Origin of the sequence: Nonomuraea montanisoli (genome assembly GCF_013363975.1) — a bacterium.
GTDB lineage: Bacteria > Actinomycetota > Actinomycetes > Streptosporangiales > Streptosporangiaceae > Nonomuraea > Nonomuraea montanisoli.
Genome location: NZ_JABWGN010000014.1, coordinates 218,843 through 235,837 on the forward strand (window position 1 = coordinate 218,843; position 16,995 = coordinate 235,837).

Sequence of the window (16,995 nt, forward strand, 5' to 3'; positions counted from 1 at the left end):
AGACGGCCACGGCTCGGGGGTCCGGGGGCCGGAGGCCACCGGCAAGGGGGTGTGGGGGAGCTCGGCTCCCCCACTGTCACAGCCCGAGCCCCGTCGCGCGAAGCGCGCCTCTGTGAGGACCTTGCCTTGCGGCCCTGCGCACTTGTGGCACTGGCATACTCGTGGCTCCGCACAGGGGGGCGTCAGGGGGAAGCCAGGGCCACGGCCGCCAGGGCTGAGGCGGTCAGGCCGCCTGCTGTCACCAGGGCGGCGGCGACCAGTGGCAGGCGCCCGATCCACCGCCGTAGCCGCGGAGTTCCCGCCACGTTCAGCAACGCCTTCCTGCCCCGCAGTACGGCGACGCCGACTCCCGTGAGGGTGCCCGCCATCCCCACGCCGAAGGCCGCCACCATGGCGAGAGCGAACCCGGCTCTTCCGGTGAGCAAGCCGGTGAGCAGCAGCAGGAAGGCCGAGGGCGAGGGCAGCAGCCCGCCGGAGGCGCCCATCATCACGATGCCACGCCACGTCAGCAACGCATCCACGTCTCCGTGCCCATGCCCGTGACCGTGCCCATGCCCGTGGCCGTGCCCATGCCCGTGGCCGTGACCGTGGGTGGGCCAGAGGCGGACGTGGCGGCGCAGGAGGCCGATGCCGACCCCGAGCACGACGAGTGCCCCTCCCAGCTGCAGCCACCGTGTCACCACCCCCAGGGAGGGCCCGCTGTCCATGGCGAGCCACCAGCCGACCGCCAGCACGGCGACCGACACGGTGTGCATGGCCGCCACGACCACCCCCAGCAGCACCGCGTCCCGGGTCCTGCCGTTGCCGCCCACCAGGTATCCAGCCGTCAGGGTCTTGCCGTGCCCGGGTGCGCAGGCGTGCGCCGCGCCGGCCACCAGCGCGACCAGCAGCGCCAGCGGCAGCACCACATCGCTGTCCACCAGGGAGGACAGCTCGGCCGTCCAAACGGCGGACGCGCTCAGCGGCCGGGGAGCGGTGCCCGTACCGTCGAGCGGCCCGGGAGCGGTCCCCGTACCGTCGAAACGCAGCACGTGCGCGGGCGCGGCCGCCGTGTGCAGGGCGCCCCCGCCGCTCGGCGTCGTGGACACCGTCCGATAGGCCGGGTCCAGGTCGGTGAGGGTGGTGATGGTGAGCGTGACGGCGCGGACCGCGGCCGGGCACCGGAAACGGAGGACCGCTCCGGAGCCGGCGAGGTCCCGCACCGCCCCCAGCCGGCAGGTTCTCCCGTCCTGCGACACCGCGATGTGCTCACCGAGATAGCCGCCCACCGGTTGAGCGAGCCGCGCCAGGTCGTCGGCGGCGGCCGACCAGGTCACCTCGACCGTGTCGCCGCTCGCGGTCACCTTCGCCGCGAGCGGCGGGCCGAAGGGGTGTGCCCACCCCGGGCCCGCCGCTCCCAGCAGGGTCAGCGCCGCCAGTCCCGCGACTGCGAGCAGGCGGGCCAGACCCCGTGCCGTGGTCCCGATCACTGGCCGCGGATCCTCGTGGTCGCGAGCGCGTGGATCGAGCCGTCGTCGGTCAGCGCGTAGAGCATGGTCCCGCTCACCGACAGCGCGGACGCCACGCCCGCGCCCAGGTTGTACTCGGCCAGCCTGCGGCCGCTCGCCCGGTCGAGCGCCACCACGCGCCCGTCCCAGGTCGTGGCATAGACGACGGTCTCGGTCGCCAGCGTGTGCATCGCCGGCGACCCGGGACCCGCCGCCGCGCAGCCGCCCGCGACCCGCCACTTGTCGTCCATCGGGCTCTCCCCCGGCAGGTACCCCAGCGGCGTCTCCCAGACCGGCTTGTCGGGGGTCGCCGAGGCGGTGTCGTAGGCCCTGACCACGCCGTCGACACTGGCCACGTACGCCATCGCGCCCCTGGTCGCCGGGCTGGTCACCGGAGGCGGCCCGGGTTCACAGGCGCTCGCCGTTCCGAGCTTGGCCTGCCAGAGCACCTTCGCCCCCGCCTGAAGGTCGTGACCGCGCACGCCCGAGGAGGTCGCGGTCACCATCTGCGTGTCGGTGAAGGCGGGCGAGGACTGGGTGAACAGGTCGCCGCCGGTGTCCACCGAGGACTGCTGCTTGCAGCTGCCCAGGTCCATCGCGATCAGCGACTGGCTGGATCCCGAGTGCAGGTAGGCGGTGGTGGCGCCGGGCCTGCGTACGGCGACGCTGTGGAACTCGCCCCAGGCGGCGGGCGCGCCGAAGCCGCCGGGCAGCCTGGCGCCGGTCCTGGCGTCACGGCACACCACGGTGTCCCATGCCTGGTAGACCGCCACAGAGCGGCCCGGCAGGTCGAAGACGCTCACCGGCCCACCGGCCCGGCCATAGCGACGCACGGTCTTGCCGGCGACGTGCTCGTCGTCGATCGTCTCCCACGCCACCTTGCCGGTGGCCGCGTCGAGGGCGTAGACCCGGCCGACGCCGGTGGTGAGGTAGACCTTGCCGTCGTGGACGGTCGGGAAGGACTCCGCGTCGCCGTCCAGGTAGGTCCGCCACACCTCCGCACCGCTCAGCCCGTCGTAGGCCAGCATCATGCTGTACGGCGAGTCGAAGGCCTGCGAGGCGACGATCACCTTGCCGTCCCACACGGCCGCGCCGTTGAGGTGGAACTGCTCGCCGGTGCTGGCCGCCCAGCGCAGGCCGAGCCTGGCGCCCGGGTCGTCCTCGGCCGACGAGCGGGACTCCTCGCCGCCGCCCTGCCTGGTCCAGTCCCGGCCGAGCCGGGGCTGGTCGAGGCGGCCGTCCGCGACCACCTGGAACGTGGTCCTGACCGTCGGCCAGGCCTTGCCGGCGGTGTCGACCGCGACCATCTCCGCCGTGTACGTGCCCGGACGCAGCCCGGAGATCCGGGAGCTGACCCTGGTCCACGAGACGTGCGCCGTGGGGCACGGCTCCGCCGTACCGCCCGGCGGGGTGTAGCAGTTGACCCGGCCCGTGGGCCTGGTCTCGCGCCCGAACTTCAGGCGCCGGTCGTGCCGGACCACGTTGCCGTTCTTGAAGCGGATGGTCAGCTCGGCCGTCGCCGGGGTGCGGCCGTCGTCCTCGGCGTACAGCTCGACGGGGACGCCGGCCTTGGCCCCGTGGACGCTGCCCTCGGCGGGACTGACCAGCGCGACGTCGTCGTCGACCTCGAACTGGCGGTGGGTGCCCGCGATGTAGCCGGTGTCCTCGTTCTCCTTGGTGTCCGGGTCGTCGGTGATCCCGGCGAAGTCGAGGATCTTGTAGTCGGGCCTGGCGGCGTCGATGCCGTACACGCCCATGTTGTTGACCTCGACCGACCTGGCGAACGCGCCGCGCCGGTACTCGGCCTGCTGGTTGTGGCCCGCCGCGAACATCCGCACGTCGTACTTGGCCAGCTCGTCGACGATCGGCTGCATGCCGGCGCCGGGACCCCAGCGGGTGAACAGCGAGCGGTGCGCGAAGACCAGCACCTGCTTGCCGGCCGCGTGCCTGCGCAGGTCCTCACGCAGCCACGCGAGCTGCGGGGCCAGGCCGCTGGAGTCGTAGTTGTCCTCCAGCACGACGACGTGGCGCCCACCTCGGTCGAAGCTGTACCACTCGGGGCCCATGTTCCTGCGCCAGTACTCCAGGCTGCCGCCGTAGCCGACGGAGGTGGCGGCGCCGCCGATGTCGTGGTTGCCGATGACCGGATAGTACGGATGGCCGAGCTTGCCCTTGCGCAGTCCCTCGCGCAGGATGTCGTAGCCACCCTGGCGGCGAGGCTCGGCCGCGTAGTCGCTCACCGTGAGGTCGCCCGTGGTCATGGTCAGCGTGGCGCCGTGCACCTCGGCCATCGCCTCGACCTGCCCCTGCCAGCGCGGCAACGTGTTCCTGGCCTCGGCGTCGGAGCGGTTGCTCACCTCGACGTCGGAGACCATCAGCCACTTCTCCTCGGGGTCGGCGGCGGCGGCGTCGGCGACCAGCGCGAAGTCCAGCCCCTTCACCGGCCCCTGCCCGCCGGGCACCTCCCGGAAGAACGCCGGCACGTAGTCGTCGCGCAGCACCGGCGTGTAGCCGTTCGGCGAGACGATGCTGACCAGGTCGGTCTCCCTGCGGTTGCGGTCGACGGTCATCGCGTAGCCGCCGTCGGCGCCGGTGGTCGCCCACTGCGCGCCGTCGGTGACGGACACGCCCGGCATGCCCTTCTCCCCGGCGTCCTTGACGCCGTCGCCGTCCCGGTCGGCGAAGACCGTCCCTTCGACGGCCACCTGGTCGGCGCCGCGACCGGCGAGGGTGAAGGTGACCGGCGGGCTCAACGGGTCGTAGCCGTCGTCGGCCAGGAAGTACGCCTTCCAGGTCCCCTCGCCGAGAGCGCCGCTGCCGAGCGTGACGGTGCCCGCGGCGAGCGGCGCGTACACCCAGGACTTCGACGCGACGTCGCCGGGCTTGTCGTCCGGGCCGTACAGGCCCACCCAGTTGCGGGGGCCCGGCTTGTCGGTGGTGTAGCGGAAGGTGAGCGGGTCGCCGACCTTCGGGTTGACGGCGGTGAGTTCGAGCGTGCTGCCGGCGGCGGTCGCGCTCGGCGTCGTGGTGCTCGGGGTCGTGGTGCTCGGCGTCGTGGTGCTCGGGGGAGTGTCCACGGCGGCCTGTGCGGTGCCCGGCGCGAGCACCGCGATCACGACCCCCGCCGCCACGACTCCCAGCCATCCTGTACGGCGGCGCAGCCAGAGCACCGCGGTGACGGCCAGGACCGCGCCGAGCAGGATCACCACGAGGGACAGCGGCGGCCACGGCGAGGGCGGCGCGTGCGCGCCGGTGGCGTCCACGACCGGAGACGCGCCGGTCACGTTCGACGTGACGCCGTCGAACTCGGCCACGATCTGCGACAGCCCGCCCGCGCGCATCAGCGCGCCCAGATCGAGGCTGTCCACGGCGCACGACCACCCGAGTTCGACGACCACGCCACCGGGGATGCCACCGCCGTCGCCGGACACGCCGTGCGCGCTGACCGGGCAGCCGCCTCCCAGCAGCTCGCTCGCCCAGGCGCCGGCGCGCTCGGCGGTCACGACGTCCCTGTGCACAACCAAGCGACCGCTTGTCATCCCGGCGACGGTGCTGACGACCAGCTCGGCATGGTCACGACTCAGGTGGGCGGACGCGGGGCCTGCGGAGATGCCGAGCGTGATGCCCAGCGCCGCCACGAACACCGCCATCACCCGTGCGGCACGTAAGATGCGATTCATAGTGTTTGACACGCGACAAAACTAGACAGGTGAGGGGTCTCCGACCGAGACCTCACCGGGGATGTTCATCCCGTTTGGCATAAAAGTTCACTATTGCCGTGCGATGTGCAGGTCCATCAGGTCCGGGTTGTACCGCGCCAGGAGGTAGTACGGCCGGGCCGCGGCGACCAGGACGTCCCGGGAGCCCATCCCCCGGTCCAGCGCGTGCAGGTCCAGGGCTCCGGGTTCGGCGGCCCAGCGTTCGCCGATGAGGGTCAGGATGCGGTCCGCCGACAGGGTGTGGATGTCGAAGGTGGAGTCGGTCCGCTGCGCGTGCTCGTTCACCGACCTCGCGGCGTGGACGAGCTTCGCCGCCGCCGGGACGACGGGCCGCCGGCGCAGCGCGTCCAGCGCCAGACCGTCCGCGGTGACTCCGGGCGTCAGCTGGAAGCTGCGCACCAGGAAGATGCCGAGCTGGTCCTTCAGCGGGCGCGAGGCTCGCTCTGCCGGGGTGAGCCACAGGTCGAGGAAGCCCAGCTCTTCGGGATCGTCCGAGCGGAGGTCCGGGATGACGTGGCGATGCCGCGCGTGCTCCAGCGCACCGTCGAGGGTCGCCTCCGTGTGCCGGGTCCGGCAGGCGGAGGCGCATTCCCGGACGAGGTGGTCGAAGACCAGGTCCCGGTAGAAGTCCGGGTAGTCGCGGGCGAAGAGCTGGCACATCCGCAGGACGCTCATCTCGGCGGTCCTGCCGTCCTCGGTGTCGAGGCCGCGGGCTCCCAGCCGCCAGCGGTGGACGTAGACGGTGGGCGCCATGGTGAACCCGGGCGACGGGGCCGCGGTGCCGTTCGCGCCGCTTGCCTGGAGCGTGCGCAGTCGGTGGACGAGTCGCAGGGCGTCGTCGCGCTTGAGGTTGACGGACCGGGTCGCGCACAGCTCCCGCAGCGCTTCGACCTTCGCGGCCGGTACGGCGGCCTCGCGGGCGAGCCGGACGAGTTCAGGGTAGGAGCGCAGGCGATACGGCCGCCGGGCCAGCACCGCGACGAGGTGACCGGCGGTGGACTCGTCGAGGATCCCTTCCCGCACGGACAGGTTCAGGGTCGCGCGGATGTTGACGAGGGCTTCGGACAGCGGCCTGTAGCGTTCCTCCGCCGGAGCGTGCAGGAGGGCCACCTCGTCGTCGGCCGTCAGCCGGCCTTCCGCGTAGTCGCGGTAGACGTGTCCCACGCCGAGCATGCCGAAGGTGTCGAGTTCGGCCGCGCGCAGGGCGCCCATGCTGGCGGCGCCGAGCACCGTCACGCCGGCCTGGAGGAGGGAGAGGATCTCCTTGTGCCGGACGGCGCGGGTCTGGCGGAAGTAGCCGTCGACGACGCCGACGACGTCTCCCCGCCGGGGCGCGAGTTTCAGCAGGTCTCCCGCCGCCACCGGCGGGAGGACGGTGATGTCGTCCGCCGCGAGCAGGTCGGCGGCCTCCGGCAGGCTGGGGCCGACGAAGAGGTACCGGGCCGTCACATGAACGCCGGTTCGCAGAGCAGCCCGGGGCAGACCACGCGTACGACGGGGATGCCGAGGTCGGGCCTGGTGTGGTCGGCGACCAGCGGAGAGCGCCCGGTCAGGGCGAGGACCCGGGTGACGGTGGTGCGCAGGTCGTCCGCGAGGGTCTCGTTGCGGACGGAGGGGATCTCGTCGTAGGTGAGCCGGTCGGCTCCCGTGAGCGGTGCGGGACGCGCGGACCGGCTCGCGACGGCGCGCCGGTAGGCGCCCGTGGTGAGGTCGTCCCGGGCGCCGGCGATCTGGGCGGCGCGCGACTGCGCGGCTTCGGTCAGGGCGCGGCACAGGGCGACGTCACGGTCGAGGTGGGCGCCCGCGCCGGCGAAGAGCACCGGGAACTCCTCGCTCCAGATGGTGGCCAGGAAGCAGGCGAGCCCGGTGGGCGACGGGAGCACCTCGACCCTGACCTCGACCTGGGCCGCGTCCATGAGGCCCAGCAGCTCCCGGGCCGGGCCGTCCACGGTGGCCAGGTCGAGGTCCGCGGCCGGTGACGGGCCCGTCCTGGCGCGGGCCAGACAGTCGCGTTCGACGACCTCGTAGAGGCCGTGGAGTGCCGCTTCGGCGAAGGTGTTGCCGCTGGCGAGTCCGTTGCTGTTCTGGGCGAACAGGGGCGGCATCCAGGTGTCGCGCACCCGGCCGTCGAGGCGCAGCAGGTCGGTCGGCAGGAAGGTGTCCGTCCCGTCGTCCAGGCGGCTCGCCCTGGTCCATGCGAGCTCCAGGCCCGGCCGGAGGTGGTGGCGGGGTTCCAGGGGCAGTTCCTGGACGCGGTAGCCGCACACGTCCTCCATGTCGGCGACGGTCGCGGTCGTCTCGCCGGGTTCGACGCGCTCGGCGTGCCACGACTCGATCGACTCCATGGCGGCCGAGACCCTGGCGAGGTCGTGAGTGAGGCCCTTGCCCTGGCTCACCGACACCGTCCGGGAATTCGGGCGGACGGCCTGGTGGACCGGGATGCCGATCTCGTCGAGCCAGGTGACGTCGGCGAGCCGGGTGATGCCGACGATCGGGAAGAGCGGCCGGATCCGGCGCAGCGTGTCCGCGGGGGTCAGGACGCGGTGGGTGCCGGACACGCAGGCCTTGCGGGTGTCGTCGAGAGCGGGAACGGGGTGCGCGAGCACTCCGTCCCCGCCCGACAGGGTGTCCGCCATGCCGCTGTCGGCCTGGTCGACAGGGGTGAGGCGGCTCAATCTAAACCGTCACGCGCCGTGGACGTCGGCGGGCTCGAGGTCGTCGTCGTCCTTCAGCTTGACGCTCCAGCAGGTGTCCCTGCTCGTCAGCTGGATCAAGCTGGTCAGCTCGCCACGGAGTTGGGTCGGGGTGGGGAAGTTGAGCTTCATCCGCCGGCCTTTCTGTCGTCGGCCGGTGTTGCACCGGCGATCCCAGACAGGGTAGCCAAATCCGATCTTCCGGAGAAGATCCCCTCATGTCGGAGTCCGGGCGCAGGCTCCGAGGTTCATGGCGCCGGCGTCGCGGCGACGAGGACCACCTGCCTGTCCTGACCGTGTTCGAAGAGGCGCACCCGGAACCCGCAGCGGGTGAGCTGGTCGGCCACCGCCGCGCTGTCGTGGTAGAGGTAGCGCCAGACGAGCACGGTGTCGCCCGGCTCGAACGACACCGTCCTCGGGTCGTCGCCGACGTCGAAGCTCACGGTGACCGGCTCGACGAACCGCGCCCGGACGAAGACCTCGCTGCGCACGCGGTCGAACCCCGTCTCGGTGACGTACCAGGAGCGGTCGACGGCGAGCAGGTCCAGTCCCACCAGTTGCTGGGGCTTGTACGGGCCGCCGACGCTGACCTCGTCCATGAACGGCGGCCTGTCGACGCCGGTGTCGATGCGCAGCGTCAGCAGCAGCACGTCGTGGTCGCTCATGGCGTGGCGTACGTGGCTCAGGACCCGGGCCGGTTCGGCGAAGTTGTACGGCGTCCCGCCGGCCAGGACGACGAAGCGGACCGGATCGGCGCCGTCGTGGCCGGGGGTGTTCCCGGCGGTGAGGACGCGGGCGAGATCGGGGCCGGTGAAGTCGCCGCGGCACAGCTCGAAGCGCTCCGCGTGGGCGGGGAAGTCGACCCGGAGGTTCTCCCCGGCCAGTTCGAGGATCTCCGCGCTGATGTCGATCGCGCGGTAGCCGGCCAGACGCGACCTGTCCAGCAGGTGGCGGATCAGCCCGCGCACGGGACGCGTCGTTCCCGGCCCGAGATCGACGATCCGCACCGGCGACGACGACGGCGCGAGGGCGAGGAGCTGCTCGGCGTGGCGGGTCAGGAGCGTGTCGAAGTCGCTCAGCATCGGTGCGCGTCCGGGGTCGGACGGCACTTCGCCCGCGCGCCACATCTCGCTCCCGTCTCCGAGGTAGGTCAGCTCGTACGGGAACTCGGCACGGTGGCCGAGCGCGTCGACGATGGCGTCCACCTGTGGCGCCGAGTAGGCGCGATAGAAGTTCTCGTGCGGCGACACCGCATGCCGCTGTCCGTGCATCACGCCGGACAGTACATCGCCGGCCCCATGCGTCCGTCCACTCGCCCGTGTCCCCTCTGACCGGATGACCGCGCCTACGGCTGGAGCGCGTCGAGGTCGACGGCGTCGTACTCCCCCGAGCCCCGGATTCAGTCGTTCAGCGCCCGACGCAGGTAGCCGGCCTCCCGCGTCCACCCGGGTACGCCCTCGAACGGCAGGAGGGTGGCGCCGACGGCCTTGACGTCCTTGGCGTGGGCGGCGCGGATCAGGGTGCGGTGGGCGCCGTAGCCGTTGGAGAGCCGGATGCGCAGGTGCGTTCCGCCCGCGTTCAGGCGGACCACCTGTCGTACGGACTGGCCGGCGAAGCCCTGCTGGGCCCAGGTGGAGAACCAGGGCGAGCCGGAGAGGCGCGTCATCGCCGCCGCCCATGCCCCGCTCCACTGTTCAGGACCGGGACAGGAGCAGGGAGCCAGTGGCGATCTCATGGGGACCTCGGTTGGGCACATGAGATGGTCGGTGGGTCAGGCCGCCGCGCCCAGCGCCAGGGCGACGGCGACGGGCGCCAGGTAGAGCAGGGGGAAGACGACGGTCTTGAACGAGCGGGCCCGCAGCACCGTGACGACCGCGCCGGCGAAGTACAGGATCAGCCCGATCCCGGCGGCGATGCCGATCGCGGGAACCGCCAGGCCGGCCAGCAGGCCGACCGCCCCGGCGGCCTTGGCCGTGCCCAGCAGGGGCCACCACGACTGCGGCACGCCGTACTCGGTCAGCGGCTCGGCGACGAAATCGGCCCTGCGCAGCAGCGAGAAGCCGGAGAACCCGACCCAGGCGGCGGCGAGGACGGTGACGATGACGTGCGTGGTGTTCATGATGGTCGCTCCTGTGGTGCGTGGTGGGAACCTGGTGTCCCGCACGCCTCCAGAGTCTGGGGCGCGCCGCTGATACGGCCGCGATGCGGCCGCGATGCGCCGCGCCCGCCTCAGGAGGAGCGCCGGCCCTGGGCGGCTCCGTACCGCCGGAGCCGCCCAGGGCCGGCAGCTCCGCTAGTCCCCGGCCATCACGGTGAAGGTGAACCCGGCGCTCGTCGTACGACGCAGCGGAACGTCGCACTTGATCCGGCGCAGCACCTCGTTCCTGCTGAGGCCGAGCCCGTGCGCGATGAGCCAGTCCGGGCGCACCGGCACCGGATCCTCGAAGACGACCTCCACCTGGACCGGCCACGCCTCGTCAGGCCATGACGGCGGGGCGTCCAGCCGCCAGGCCCCCTCCCAGTCCAGGGTGAAGCGGTTGCGCCGGGCGAGCAGCGGATCCAGCAGCGTGGACGCCACCAGCCCCGGATCGTTGGTGTGGTAGCGGTCGAGCACGACCGGGTCGAAGGACCTGACCGGCACGCGCTCGTGCACGGCGAGCTTGATCGTCCAGTTGCAGGACACGCAGCGGACCAGCAGCCACACGTGCAGCAGCTTGCCGTTGGCGTTGACGCGGAACCTGCCCTTGCCGGTGGTGGCCGACTCCGACCCGCAGTGCACGCACCGCAACGCCAGCAGGGGCAGCCTGGTCCGGCGGACGACCCAGGGCAGCACGATATGAGGTTGTGAAGACATGATCTCTCTAGACCTGACACGAGGCCGATTGCGCGCGGCCTCAAACGCTGTATGACCGGGCGCGCGCGGGCAGCCCGGCGGAGCCGGCGGGAGGGCCGGCTTCAACGTGAGCGGAAGAAAGTGTCAGATCTGAAGAGCAGGCGGGGTCACGCGGTTCTGTCCTCTGTCCTTACTACTGCGATGGGCCACTACTGCGATGGCGCCGCAGGCACCCTACGAGAACGCGGAGTGAGCACTCAATCGGTTTTCCAGCGGAGGGACCGGACCTTCGCGGGCGCCGCCGCCGTACGGGTACGCGCGCCGCGCGTAGGGTGATCGCGTGGAACACGATGATCGCTCGGCCCTCAGCTCGTCATTCGGCGCGGCGGCGGCCGCCTACGCCGAGCACCGCCCGGACTACGCGCAGGCCGCGGTGCGCTGGGCGCTGGAGCCCGCGCCCGGGCCGCGGGTGCTCGACCTCGGCGCCGGCACCGGCAAGCTGACCGCGACGCTGGTCGCGGCGGGCGCCGACGTCGTCGCGGTCGAGCCCGACCCGGCGATGCTGACCGAGCTGCGCCGCACGCTGCCGGCTGTCCGCGCCCTGCCGGGTGGCGCCGAGGCGATACCGCTGCCGGACGGGTCCGTCGACGCGGTGCTGGCCGGCAACGCCATGCACTGGTTCGACATGGCCGTCGCGGGACCCGAGATCGCCAGGGTCCTCGCCCCTGGCGGCATCCTGGCCGGCCTGTGGAACGTCCTCGACGACCGGGTCGACTGGGTTGCCGGGCTCGCGCGGGTCAGCGGGAGCGCGGCTGTCGGTCCGCGCGACACGCCCGCGAGCTGGCGCGCCGAGACGGCCGGCATGCACCTTCCCCGGACGGGCACGGCTCCCCGGACGGGCACGGCTCCCCGGTTCGGCTCGCCGGAGCAGGCGGAGTTCCCGCACGGGCAGCGCCGCAACGCCGGCTCCCTCGTCGAGACGCTCGCGACGCGGGCGGGGATGCTGGTCATGCCCGAACCGGAACGAGAGGCTGCGCTCGGTCGGATCCGCGCCTACCTCGCGAGCCGGCCCGAGACCGCCGATGGCGAGTTCACCCTCCCGATGCTGACCTGCGTGCTGCGCATCCGGCGGTTGTGAAAGCCATCGTCCGCGACGCCCCGGGCTGTGGGCCTACGACGGCGGGGCGGGACGGACGAGGCCGCTCTCGTAGGCGAAGACCACCACCTGGGCGCGATCACGCAGCCCGAGCTTGACCAGCACGCGGCTCAGATGCGTCTTGACCGTCGCCTCGGCCAGACGCAGCGCCGCGGCGACCTCGGCGTTGGACAGCCCGCGCGCCACCTGCAACAGCACCTCGTGCTCGCGCGCGGTCAGCCGCGCGAGCCGTTCGTCGCGTTCGGCGGGCCCCGGCGTCATCTGCGGCGCGAACCTCTCCAGCACGCGACGGGTGACGCGCGGCGACAGCGCCGCCTCCCCCGCAGCGACGTCGCGGATGGCGCTCAGCAGTTCCTGCGGCCGGGTGTTCTTCGGCAGGAACCCGGCCGCTCCCGCCTGCAGCCCGGCGAAGGCGTACTCGTCCAGATCGAAGGTGGTCAGGATGAGCACGCGCGAGCGCGGGCTGTCGCGCACGATCCGGCGGGTGGCCTCGATGCCGTCCAGGCCGGGCATGCGCACGTCCATCAGCACCACGTCCGGACGCAGGTGCCGCGCCAGCCGGGCCGCCTGCTCGCCGTCGTCCGCCTCCCCGGCCACCTCCATGTCCGGCTCGGCCTCGAAGACCATGCGGAAGGCCATCCGCAGCAGCGACTCGTCGTCGGCGATCAGCAGCCGGATCATCGTGGCGCTCCCAGGCCCAGCACGGCCGGCACCCGCATCACCGTGGCGCTCCCAGGCCCAGCACGGCCGGCACCCGGATCACCGTGGCGCTCCCAGGTCCAGCACGGCCAGCACCCGCCATCCGCCGCCCGGCGCCGGCCCGGCGTCCAGGGTTCCGCCGTAGGCGGCCACCCGTTCCCGCATGCCCGCGATCCCACGCCCCTCCCCCCTGAGCTCCGGGCGAGGCCCGGACGCCTGGGTCTCGGCGTCGAGAGGTCCGGAGTCGCCGGCCGCGACGGGGCCGGGAACGTCGGTGACCTCCACCTCGGCGCGGCGCGACGACACGTCGACCCGCACCTCGGCACCGGCCCTTGGCGCATGCCGCAGCGTGTTCGTCAGCGCCTCCTGAACCAGCCGGTAGATCGTCAGCTGGGCTGCGGCGGGAACCGTCTCGGGGTCACCGGCCACCCGCACACACGTCGCCAGCCCGGCCGCGCGCATCCGCTCGGCCAGCGGACCGAGCTCGCGGATCCCGGGGGCGGGCTGAAGCACCGCGTCAAGGCGGTCCTCTCCTGAGGTGGCGCGGTCGCTTGGGGTGGCGAGGTCGCTTGGGGTGGCGAGGTCGCTTGGGGTGGCGAGGTCGCTTGGGGTGGCGAGGTCGCGGCCGGTGCTCAGGGAGCGGCGCATGTCCTGCAGGGCCTGGCGTCCCGTCGCGGCGATGTGCTCCATCGCCACCGCGGCCCGGTCCGGCGCGCTGGTGCGGACGTAGGCGGCGCTGTCGGCCAGCGCCACCATGACCGACAGGTTGTGGGTGACGATGTCGTGCATGTCGCGGGTCATCCGCGCGCGCTCCTCGGCGACGGCCAGCCGTGCCCGCTGCTCGCGGTCGCGTTCCAGGGAGGCCACGTACGCCCGTCGTACCCGGATCCACAGGCCGGTCATGAGGGCGGCGACCGCCATGGCGCTCAGCGCGGCCGCCGTGAAGGGGAACTGGCCGGGCGGCGCCCAGCGGGCGGCGGCCAGCAGCACTCCTGCCTGCAGCGCCAGCGCCGCCGGCGGAATGTGGCGCCACGGGCTGTACGCGGCGACCGTGTACAGGGCCACCAGGAGGGCGGCGTCGGCGGGAAGCTGCACGTCCAGCGCCCACTGCACGGCTGCGGCTAGGCCGATCGCGCCCAGGACCGTCGTCGGGGCGCGCCGTCTCCAGGCCAGCGGCGCCACCAGCGCCGTCTGCAGCGCGAGCAGCCACGGGGGGCCGGACAGCACCTGGCCGGGGCCGAGCGTGACCAGGAACAGCGCGGCGGCCGGCAGGGCATCGACGAGCACGGTCGACCATCGGCCCAGCGCGGTGAGGCGGGCCGCCAGACGGTCGGCTGGTTTCACGCGCTTCACCCTAGTTGTCGGGGAAGATCGTGCCCGCTCCTCCCTGAGGACGGCCGTCATCCGAAAGTCGCATGCACATGTGCGACCTCCGCCGCTCGTGCGCGGACGTGCCGGACTGCCAGCCTCGTCGGACATCCTTTCCGTTCAAGGAGCTTTCGCATGTCCTTTGCCACGAAAAACAGGGGTTTGTCCACGGAGGGCAAGGCCACCGGTTCGACCGCTGTCTCCAAGAGCCCGGCGAGCGCCGTCTCGAAAGCCGCGGGCATGATCGCGGCGCTGGCCGTTCTGGTGCCGGCGGTCTCCCCGCCCACGGCCGGAGCCGACGTCAGACGCCCGATCGCCGCGAGCCTGCCCGAAGCCGGGACCGACGTCAGACGCCCGATCGCCGTAAGCCTCCCAGCGCCCGGAACCCACGCCAGACGCCCGATCGCCGTCAACCTGCCCGCGCCCGGCGGCCCGTACCCGGTCGGGACCGTGGCCGTGCGGCTGGTCGATCGCTCGCGGCCCGATCCGCTGGTGGCGGCCAAGCCGTACCGGGAACTGATGATCAGCCTGTGGTACCCGGCCGCGGGCGGCGGGCCGCTCGCGCCGCACATGGCGCCGCTGGCCGCCGCCGACTGGGACCGGCATTCGGCGCCTCCCCTGGGCATCGCCAAGGGCGCCGTCGCCTGGGCCGCCACGCGCACCCATGCCCGTGCGGGCGCGCCGGTCGAGCCGCGCGCGGGCAGGCTGCCGGTGGTGCTGTTCGGTCCGGGGGACGGCGGCCCGCGCACCCTGGGCACCACCCTGGTCGAGGACCTCGCCTCGCGCGGCTACCTGGTCGTCACCGTCGACCACACCTACGAGGCCGACCAGGTCGAGTTTCCCGGCCGGCGCCTGGTGCGCGCCCTGCCGCTGCCCGCGAAGCTGACGCCGAAGGTCATCGCCGAGCTGCTGGCCGAGCACGCGCGGGCGCGCCTGACGGACATGCGCCACGTCCTGGACCAGGTCACCGCCCTGGCGCACGGCCGCCCGATCGGCGGCAAGCTCCCCGAGGGGATGCTCGGCGCACCCGACGCCTCGCGGGTGGGGGTGCTGGGGCAGTCGCTGGGCGGGTCGGTGGCCGCGCAGCTGACCCGCGACGACGCCCGTGTGGACGCGGGCGTCAACCTCGACGGCGCCTACGTCGGCCCGGTGGCCGCACGCGGTGTGACCAGGCCCTTCCTGCAACTGGCGGCCGAGACCCACACGCGGGACGGCGAGCCGAGCTGGAAGTCGTTCTGGCGGGCCTCGACCGGCTGGAAGCGGGAACTGCGTTTCAAGGGCGCGGCCCACGGCTCGTTCACCGACCTGCAGCCGCTGCTGCCGCAGATCGCGGCCAGCCTGCCCACGGTGTCGCTCGCGGACTACGTGGGCACGATCGACCCCGGCCGTTCGGTGGCGGCCCAGCGCGCCTATGTCGGGGCGTTCTTCGACCTGCACCTGCGAGGCAAGCCGACCCGCCTGTTCGACCACCCGGACGCCCGCTTCCCCGAGGTGTCGCTCGTCCCCTGAAGCCCTGGCCTGGCAACCAAGCGTTTGGTTAGATCCAGAAATGGACCTCCGCGAGATCGCCGACCGGCTGGAGATCATCGACCTGCTGGGCCGTTACGCCCGCGCCGTCGACTCCGGTCACTGGCACCTCCTCGACGACGTCTTCACTCCCGACGCCGTCATCGACTACCGCGCCGCGGGCGGCATCCGGGGCACCCGCGCCGAGGTCACGACGTGGCTGGCCGACGTGCTGTCCGGATGGCCCGGCCGCCTGCACCTGATCGGCTCCGTCACCATCACCTTCGACGGGACCGCCCCCGAGGGACGGGACGAGGCCGCGGTGAGCGCCGCGTTCACCGACACGCTGGCCCCGTCCCGCGAGATGGTGACGGCCGGCACCGCCGGGCTGCTGCGGGGCGGCGGCTGGTACCACCACCGCGTGTGCCGCACCCCCGACGGCTGGCGCAGCCACGAGCTGGTCGAGGAGCAGTCCTGGCGGACCATCACCGGCTGAGAACATCACAAGCGAGGTCCTCCCGGAGGCGCGCTTCGCGCGCGATGGGGATCGGGCTGTGACTGTGGGGGAGCCGAGCTCCCCCACGCCCCCTTGCCGGGGGCCGGCCATTTCGATTGGGGAGCCGGGCACCGAAGACCCGGACACGACCTCGTTCGAAAAGGAGACAGCTGGACTGACTCGACGCTGGCCCCCTTGCATCTGGCGCGAGTCTCCACGCCAAGCTCCGCTCGCGCGCTGCAAGCTCGCGAGGCTGCCGCCAGCGACGCGCTGGGAGACCTCTTCCCATTCGCGGATCACGCGCCGCTTGCCGTCGGGGATGGATGGCCAATCCGCACGGGTCACGGGCCTGCCTGCGTAGACGGGATCCCATCCCATGGCGTGGAAGGTCCGGATGTCCGGGAGGACAGTCTTGAGCATGTGGACGGCGCGGCGGTGATACCACTTGGACACGGCCGTGATCGTCAGCCCCGACCGTTGCGCTTCCCGGAGGTACGGCAGCGCGAACTCGACGTTCTGCCAGGTGTTCGCAGACTGATCCTCGCAGCGGATCACGTCCTCGGGGACCCCACGCTCGACGAGAAGGCGCTGGAAGGTGCGCCCTTCAATGATCCCGTTGTGGCGGTTCACCCCGCCGGTGACGATGATCAGCGGAGCTGATCGGCGTTGGCGAACTGCTGCGCCAGCACCTTGTCGAGCTTGTCGGCCAGGAAGCGGAAGCCCATCGCGACGGATGCCCCCGCCGCAGCGACCGATGAAACTGCGCGCCGACCATGCCATCGCTCGGCAGCCGTCCTCTCGCTCCTGTTTCCCCAGAGCTCCAGGCGCGTACGCCATTGCCCGCTTCTCTTGTGGATAGTCCTCGATTCCTCCTCACACTCCGATGCGCATGGCGTCTCAGCTCGATGACCAGAATCTCCTGTCATCGGCTCTCGCCCGTCGAGGCGGCCGTGGCTCGGGGGTCCGGGGGCCGGAGGCCCCCGGCAAGGGGGTGTGGCGGAGCCCGGCTCCCCCACTGTCACAGCCCGAACCCCCATC

The 16,995-nt window shown here is 72.6% G+C and carries 14 protein-coding genes and 1 pseudogene; 3 read left to right on the forward strand and 12 right to left on the reverse strand.

All coding sequences use genetic code 11. From position 1 onward, the window contains the following. Positions 1–182: 182 nt before the first annotated feature. The 9 genes from HTZ77_RS33350 to HTZ77_RS33390 all read right to left on the reverse strand — a co-directional run bounded on the left by HTZ77_RS33350 (position 183) and on the right by HTZ77_RS33390 (position 10,732). Positions 183–1,469 carry a hypothetical protein gene (locus HTZ77_RS33350; RefSeq protein WP_205304198.1) on the reverse strand — a complete coding sequence of 429 codons (1,287 nt, stop codon included), beginning with the start codon at positions 1,467–1,469 and terminating at the stop codon, positions 183–185. Next, positions 1,466–5,167 (reverse strand): outer membrane protein assembly factor BamB family protein, encoded by a 3,702-nt coding sequence (locus HTZ77_RS33355; protein WP_205304201.1) that lies wholly within the window; start codon positions 5,165–5,167, stop codon positions 1,466–1,468. The genes HTZ77_RS33350 and HTZ77_RS33355 overlap by 4 nt, the downstream gene beginning before the upstream one ends. Positions 5,168–5,257: 90 nt before the next feature. Next, complete coding sequence (locus tag HTZ77_RS33360) at positions 5,258–6,655, reverse strand: TfuA-like protein (RefSeq protein ID WP_175593698.1); 1,398 nt, start codon at positions 6,653–6,655, stop codon at positions 5,258–5,260. Beyond that, positions 6,652–7,881, reverse strand: a complete 1,230-nt coding sequence (locus tag HTZ77_RS33365; protein ID WP_175593699.1) for a YcaO-like family protein — start codon at positions 7,879–7,881, stop codon at positions 6,652–6,654. The genes HTZ77_RS33360 and HTZ77_RS33365 overlap by 4 nt, the downstream gene beginning before the upstream one ends. A gap of 9 nt (positions 7,882–7,890) precedes the next feature. Continuing rightward, complete coding sequence (locus HTZ77_RS33370) at positions 7,891–8,031, reverse strand: hypothetical protein (protein ID WP_175593700.1); 141 nt, start codon at positions 8,029–8,031, stop codon at positions 7,891–7,893. A 116-nt stretch (positions 8,032–8,147) separates the two neighbouring features. Next, a complete protein-coding gene (locus tag HTZ77_RS33375) occupies positions 8,148–9,170 on the reverse strand; it encodes an L-histidine N(alpha)-methyltransferase (RefSeq protein ID WP_205304203.1) in 1,023 nt (340 codons plus the stop codon). Positions 9,171–9,298: 128 nt separating this feature from the next. After that, positions 9,299–9,565 carry an SGNH/GDSL hydrolase family protein gene (locus HTZ77_RS33380; RefSeq protein WP_175593701.1) on the reverse strand — a complete coding sequence of 89 codons (267 nt, stop codon included), beginning with the start codon at positions 9,563–9,565 and terminating at the stop codon, positions 9,299–9,301. A 105-nt stretch (positions 9,566–9,670) separates the two neighbouring features. After that, a complete protein-coding gene (locus tag HTZ77_RS33385; protein WP_175593702.1) occupies positions 9,671–10,018 on the reverse strand; it encodes a DoxX family protein in 348 nt (115 codons plus the stop codon). Between the two features lie 174 nt (positions 10,019–10,192). Further along, a complete protein-coding gene (locus tag HTZ77_RS33390; protein WP_328808915.1) occupies positions 10,193–10,732 on the reverse strand; it encodes a DUF1062 domain-containing protein in 540 nt (179 codons plus the stop codon). Between the two features lie 340 nt (positions 10,733–11,072). On the opposite strand from HTZ77_RS33390, the gene HTZ77_RS33395 reads away from it, so the two are divergent. After that, entirely contained in the window at positions 11,073–11,870 is a 798-nt protein-coding gene (locus tag HTZ77_RS33395; protein ID WP_175593704.1) for a class I SAM-dependent methyltransferase, read from the forward strand. A gap of 33 nt (positions 11,871–11,903) precedes the next feature. Here the strand turns inward: HTZ77_RS33395 and HTZ77_RS33400 are convergent, their stop codons facing one another. Together HTZ77_RS33400 and HTZ77_RS33405 are read right to left on the reverse strand one after the other, a co-directional pair. Next, positions 11,904–12,569, reverse strand: a complete 666-nt coding sequence (locus HTZ77_RS33400) for a response regulator transcription factor (RefSeq protein WP_175593705.1) — start codon at positions 12,567–12,569, stop codon at positions 11,904–11,906. A 78-nt stretch (positions 12,570–12,647) separates the two neighbouring features. Beyond that, positions 12,648–13,931, reverse strand: coding sequence for a sensor histidine kinase (locus HTZ77_RS33405; RefSeq protein ID WP_328808916.1), 1,284 nt, complete (start codon positions 13,929–13,931; stop codon positions 12,648–12,650). A gap of 159 nt (positions 13,932–14,090) precedes the next feature. Between HTZ77_RS33405 and HTZ77_RS33410 the strand changes: the two genes are divergently transcribed. Continuing rightward, positions 14,091–15,464, forward strand: a complete 1,374-nt coding sequence (locus HTZ77_RS33410) for an alpha/beta hydrolase family protein (protein WP_235995546.1) — start codon at positions 14,091–14,093, stop codon at positions 15,462–15,464. Between the two features lie 40 nt (positions 15,465–15,504). Further along, the gene (locus tag HTZ77_RS33415; protein ID WP_175593706.1) at positions 15,505–15,957 is read left to right on the forward strand and encodes a nuclear transport factor 2 family protein; all 453 of its coding nucleotides are present in this window, start codon (positions 15,505–15,507) and stop codon (positions 15,955–15,957) included. A gap of 345 nt (positions 15,958–16,302) precedes the next feature. Here the strand turns inward: HTZ77_RS33415 and HTZ77_RS48850 are convergent. Continuing rightward, a pseudogene (locus HTZ77_RS48850) lies at positions 16,303–16,794 on the reverse strand (YdcF family protein); the annotation flags it as partial. Positions 16,795–16,995 lie beyond the last annotated feature (201 nt).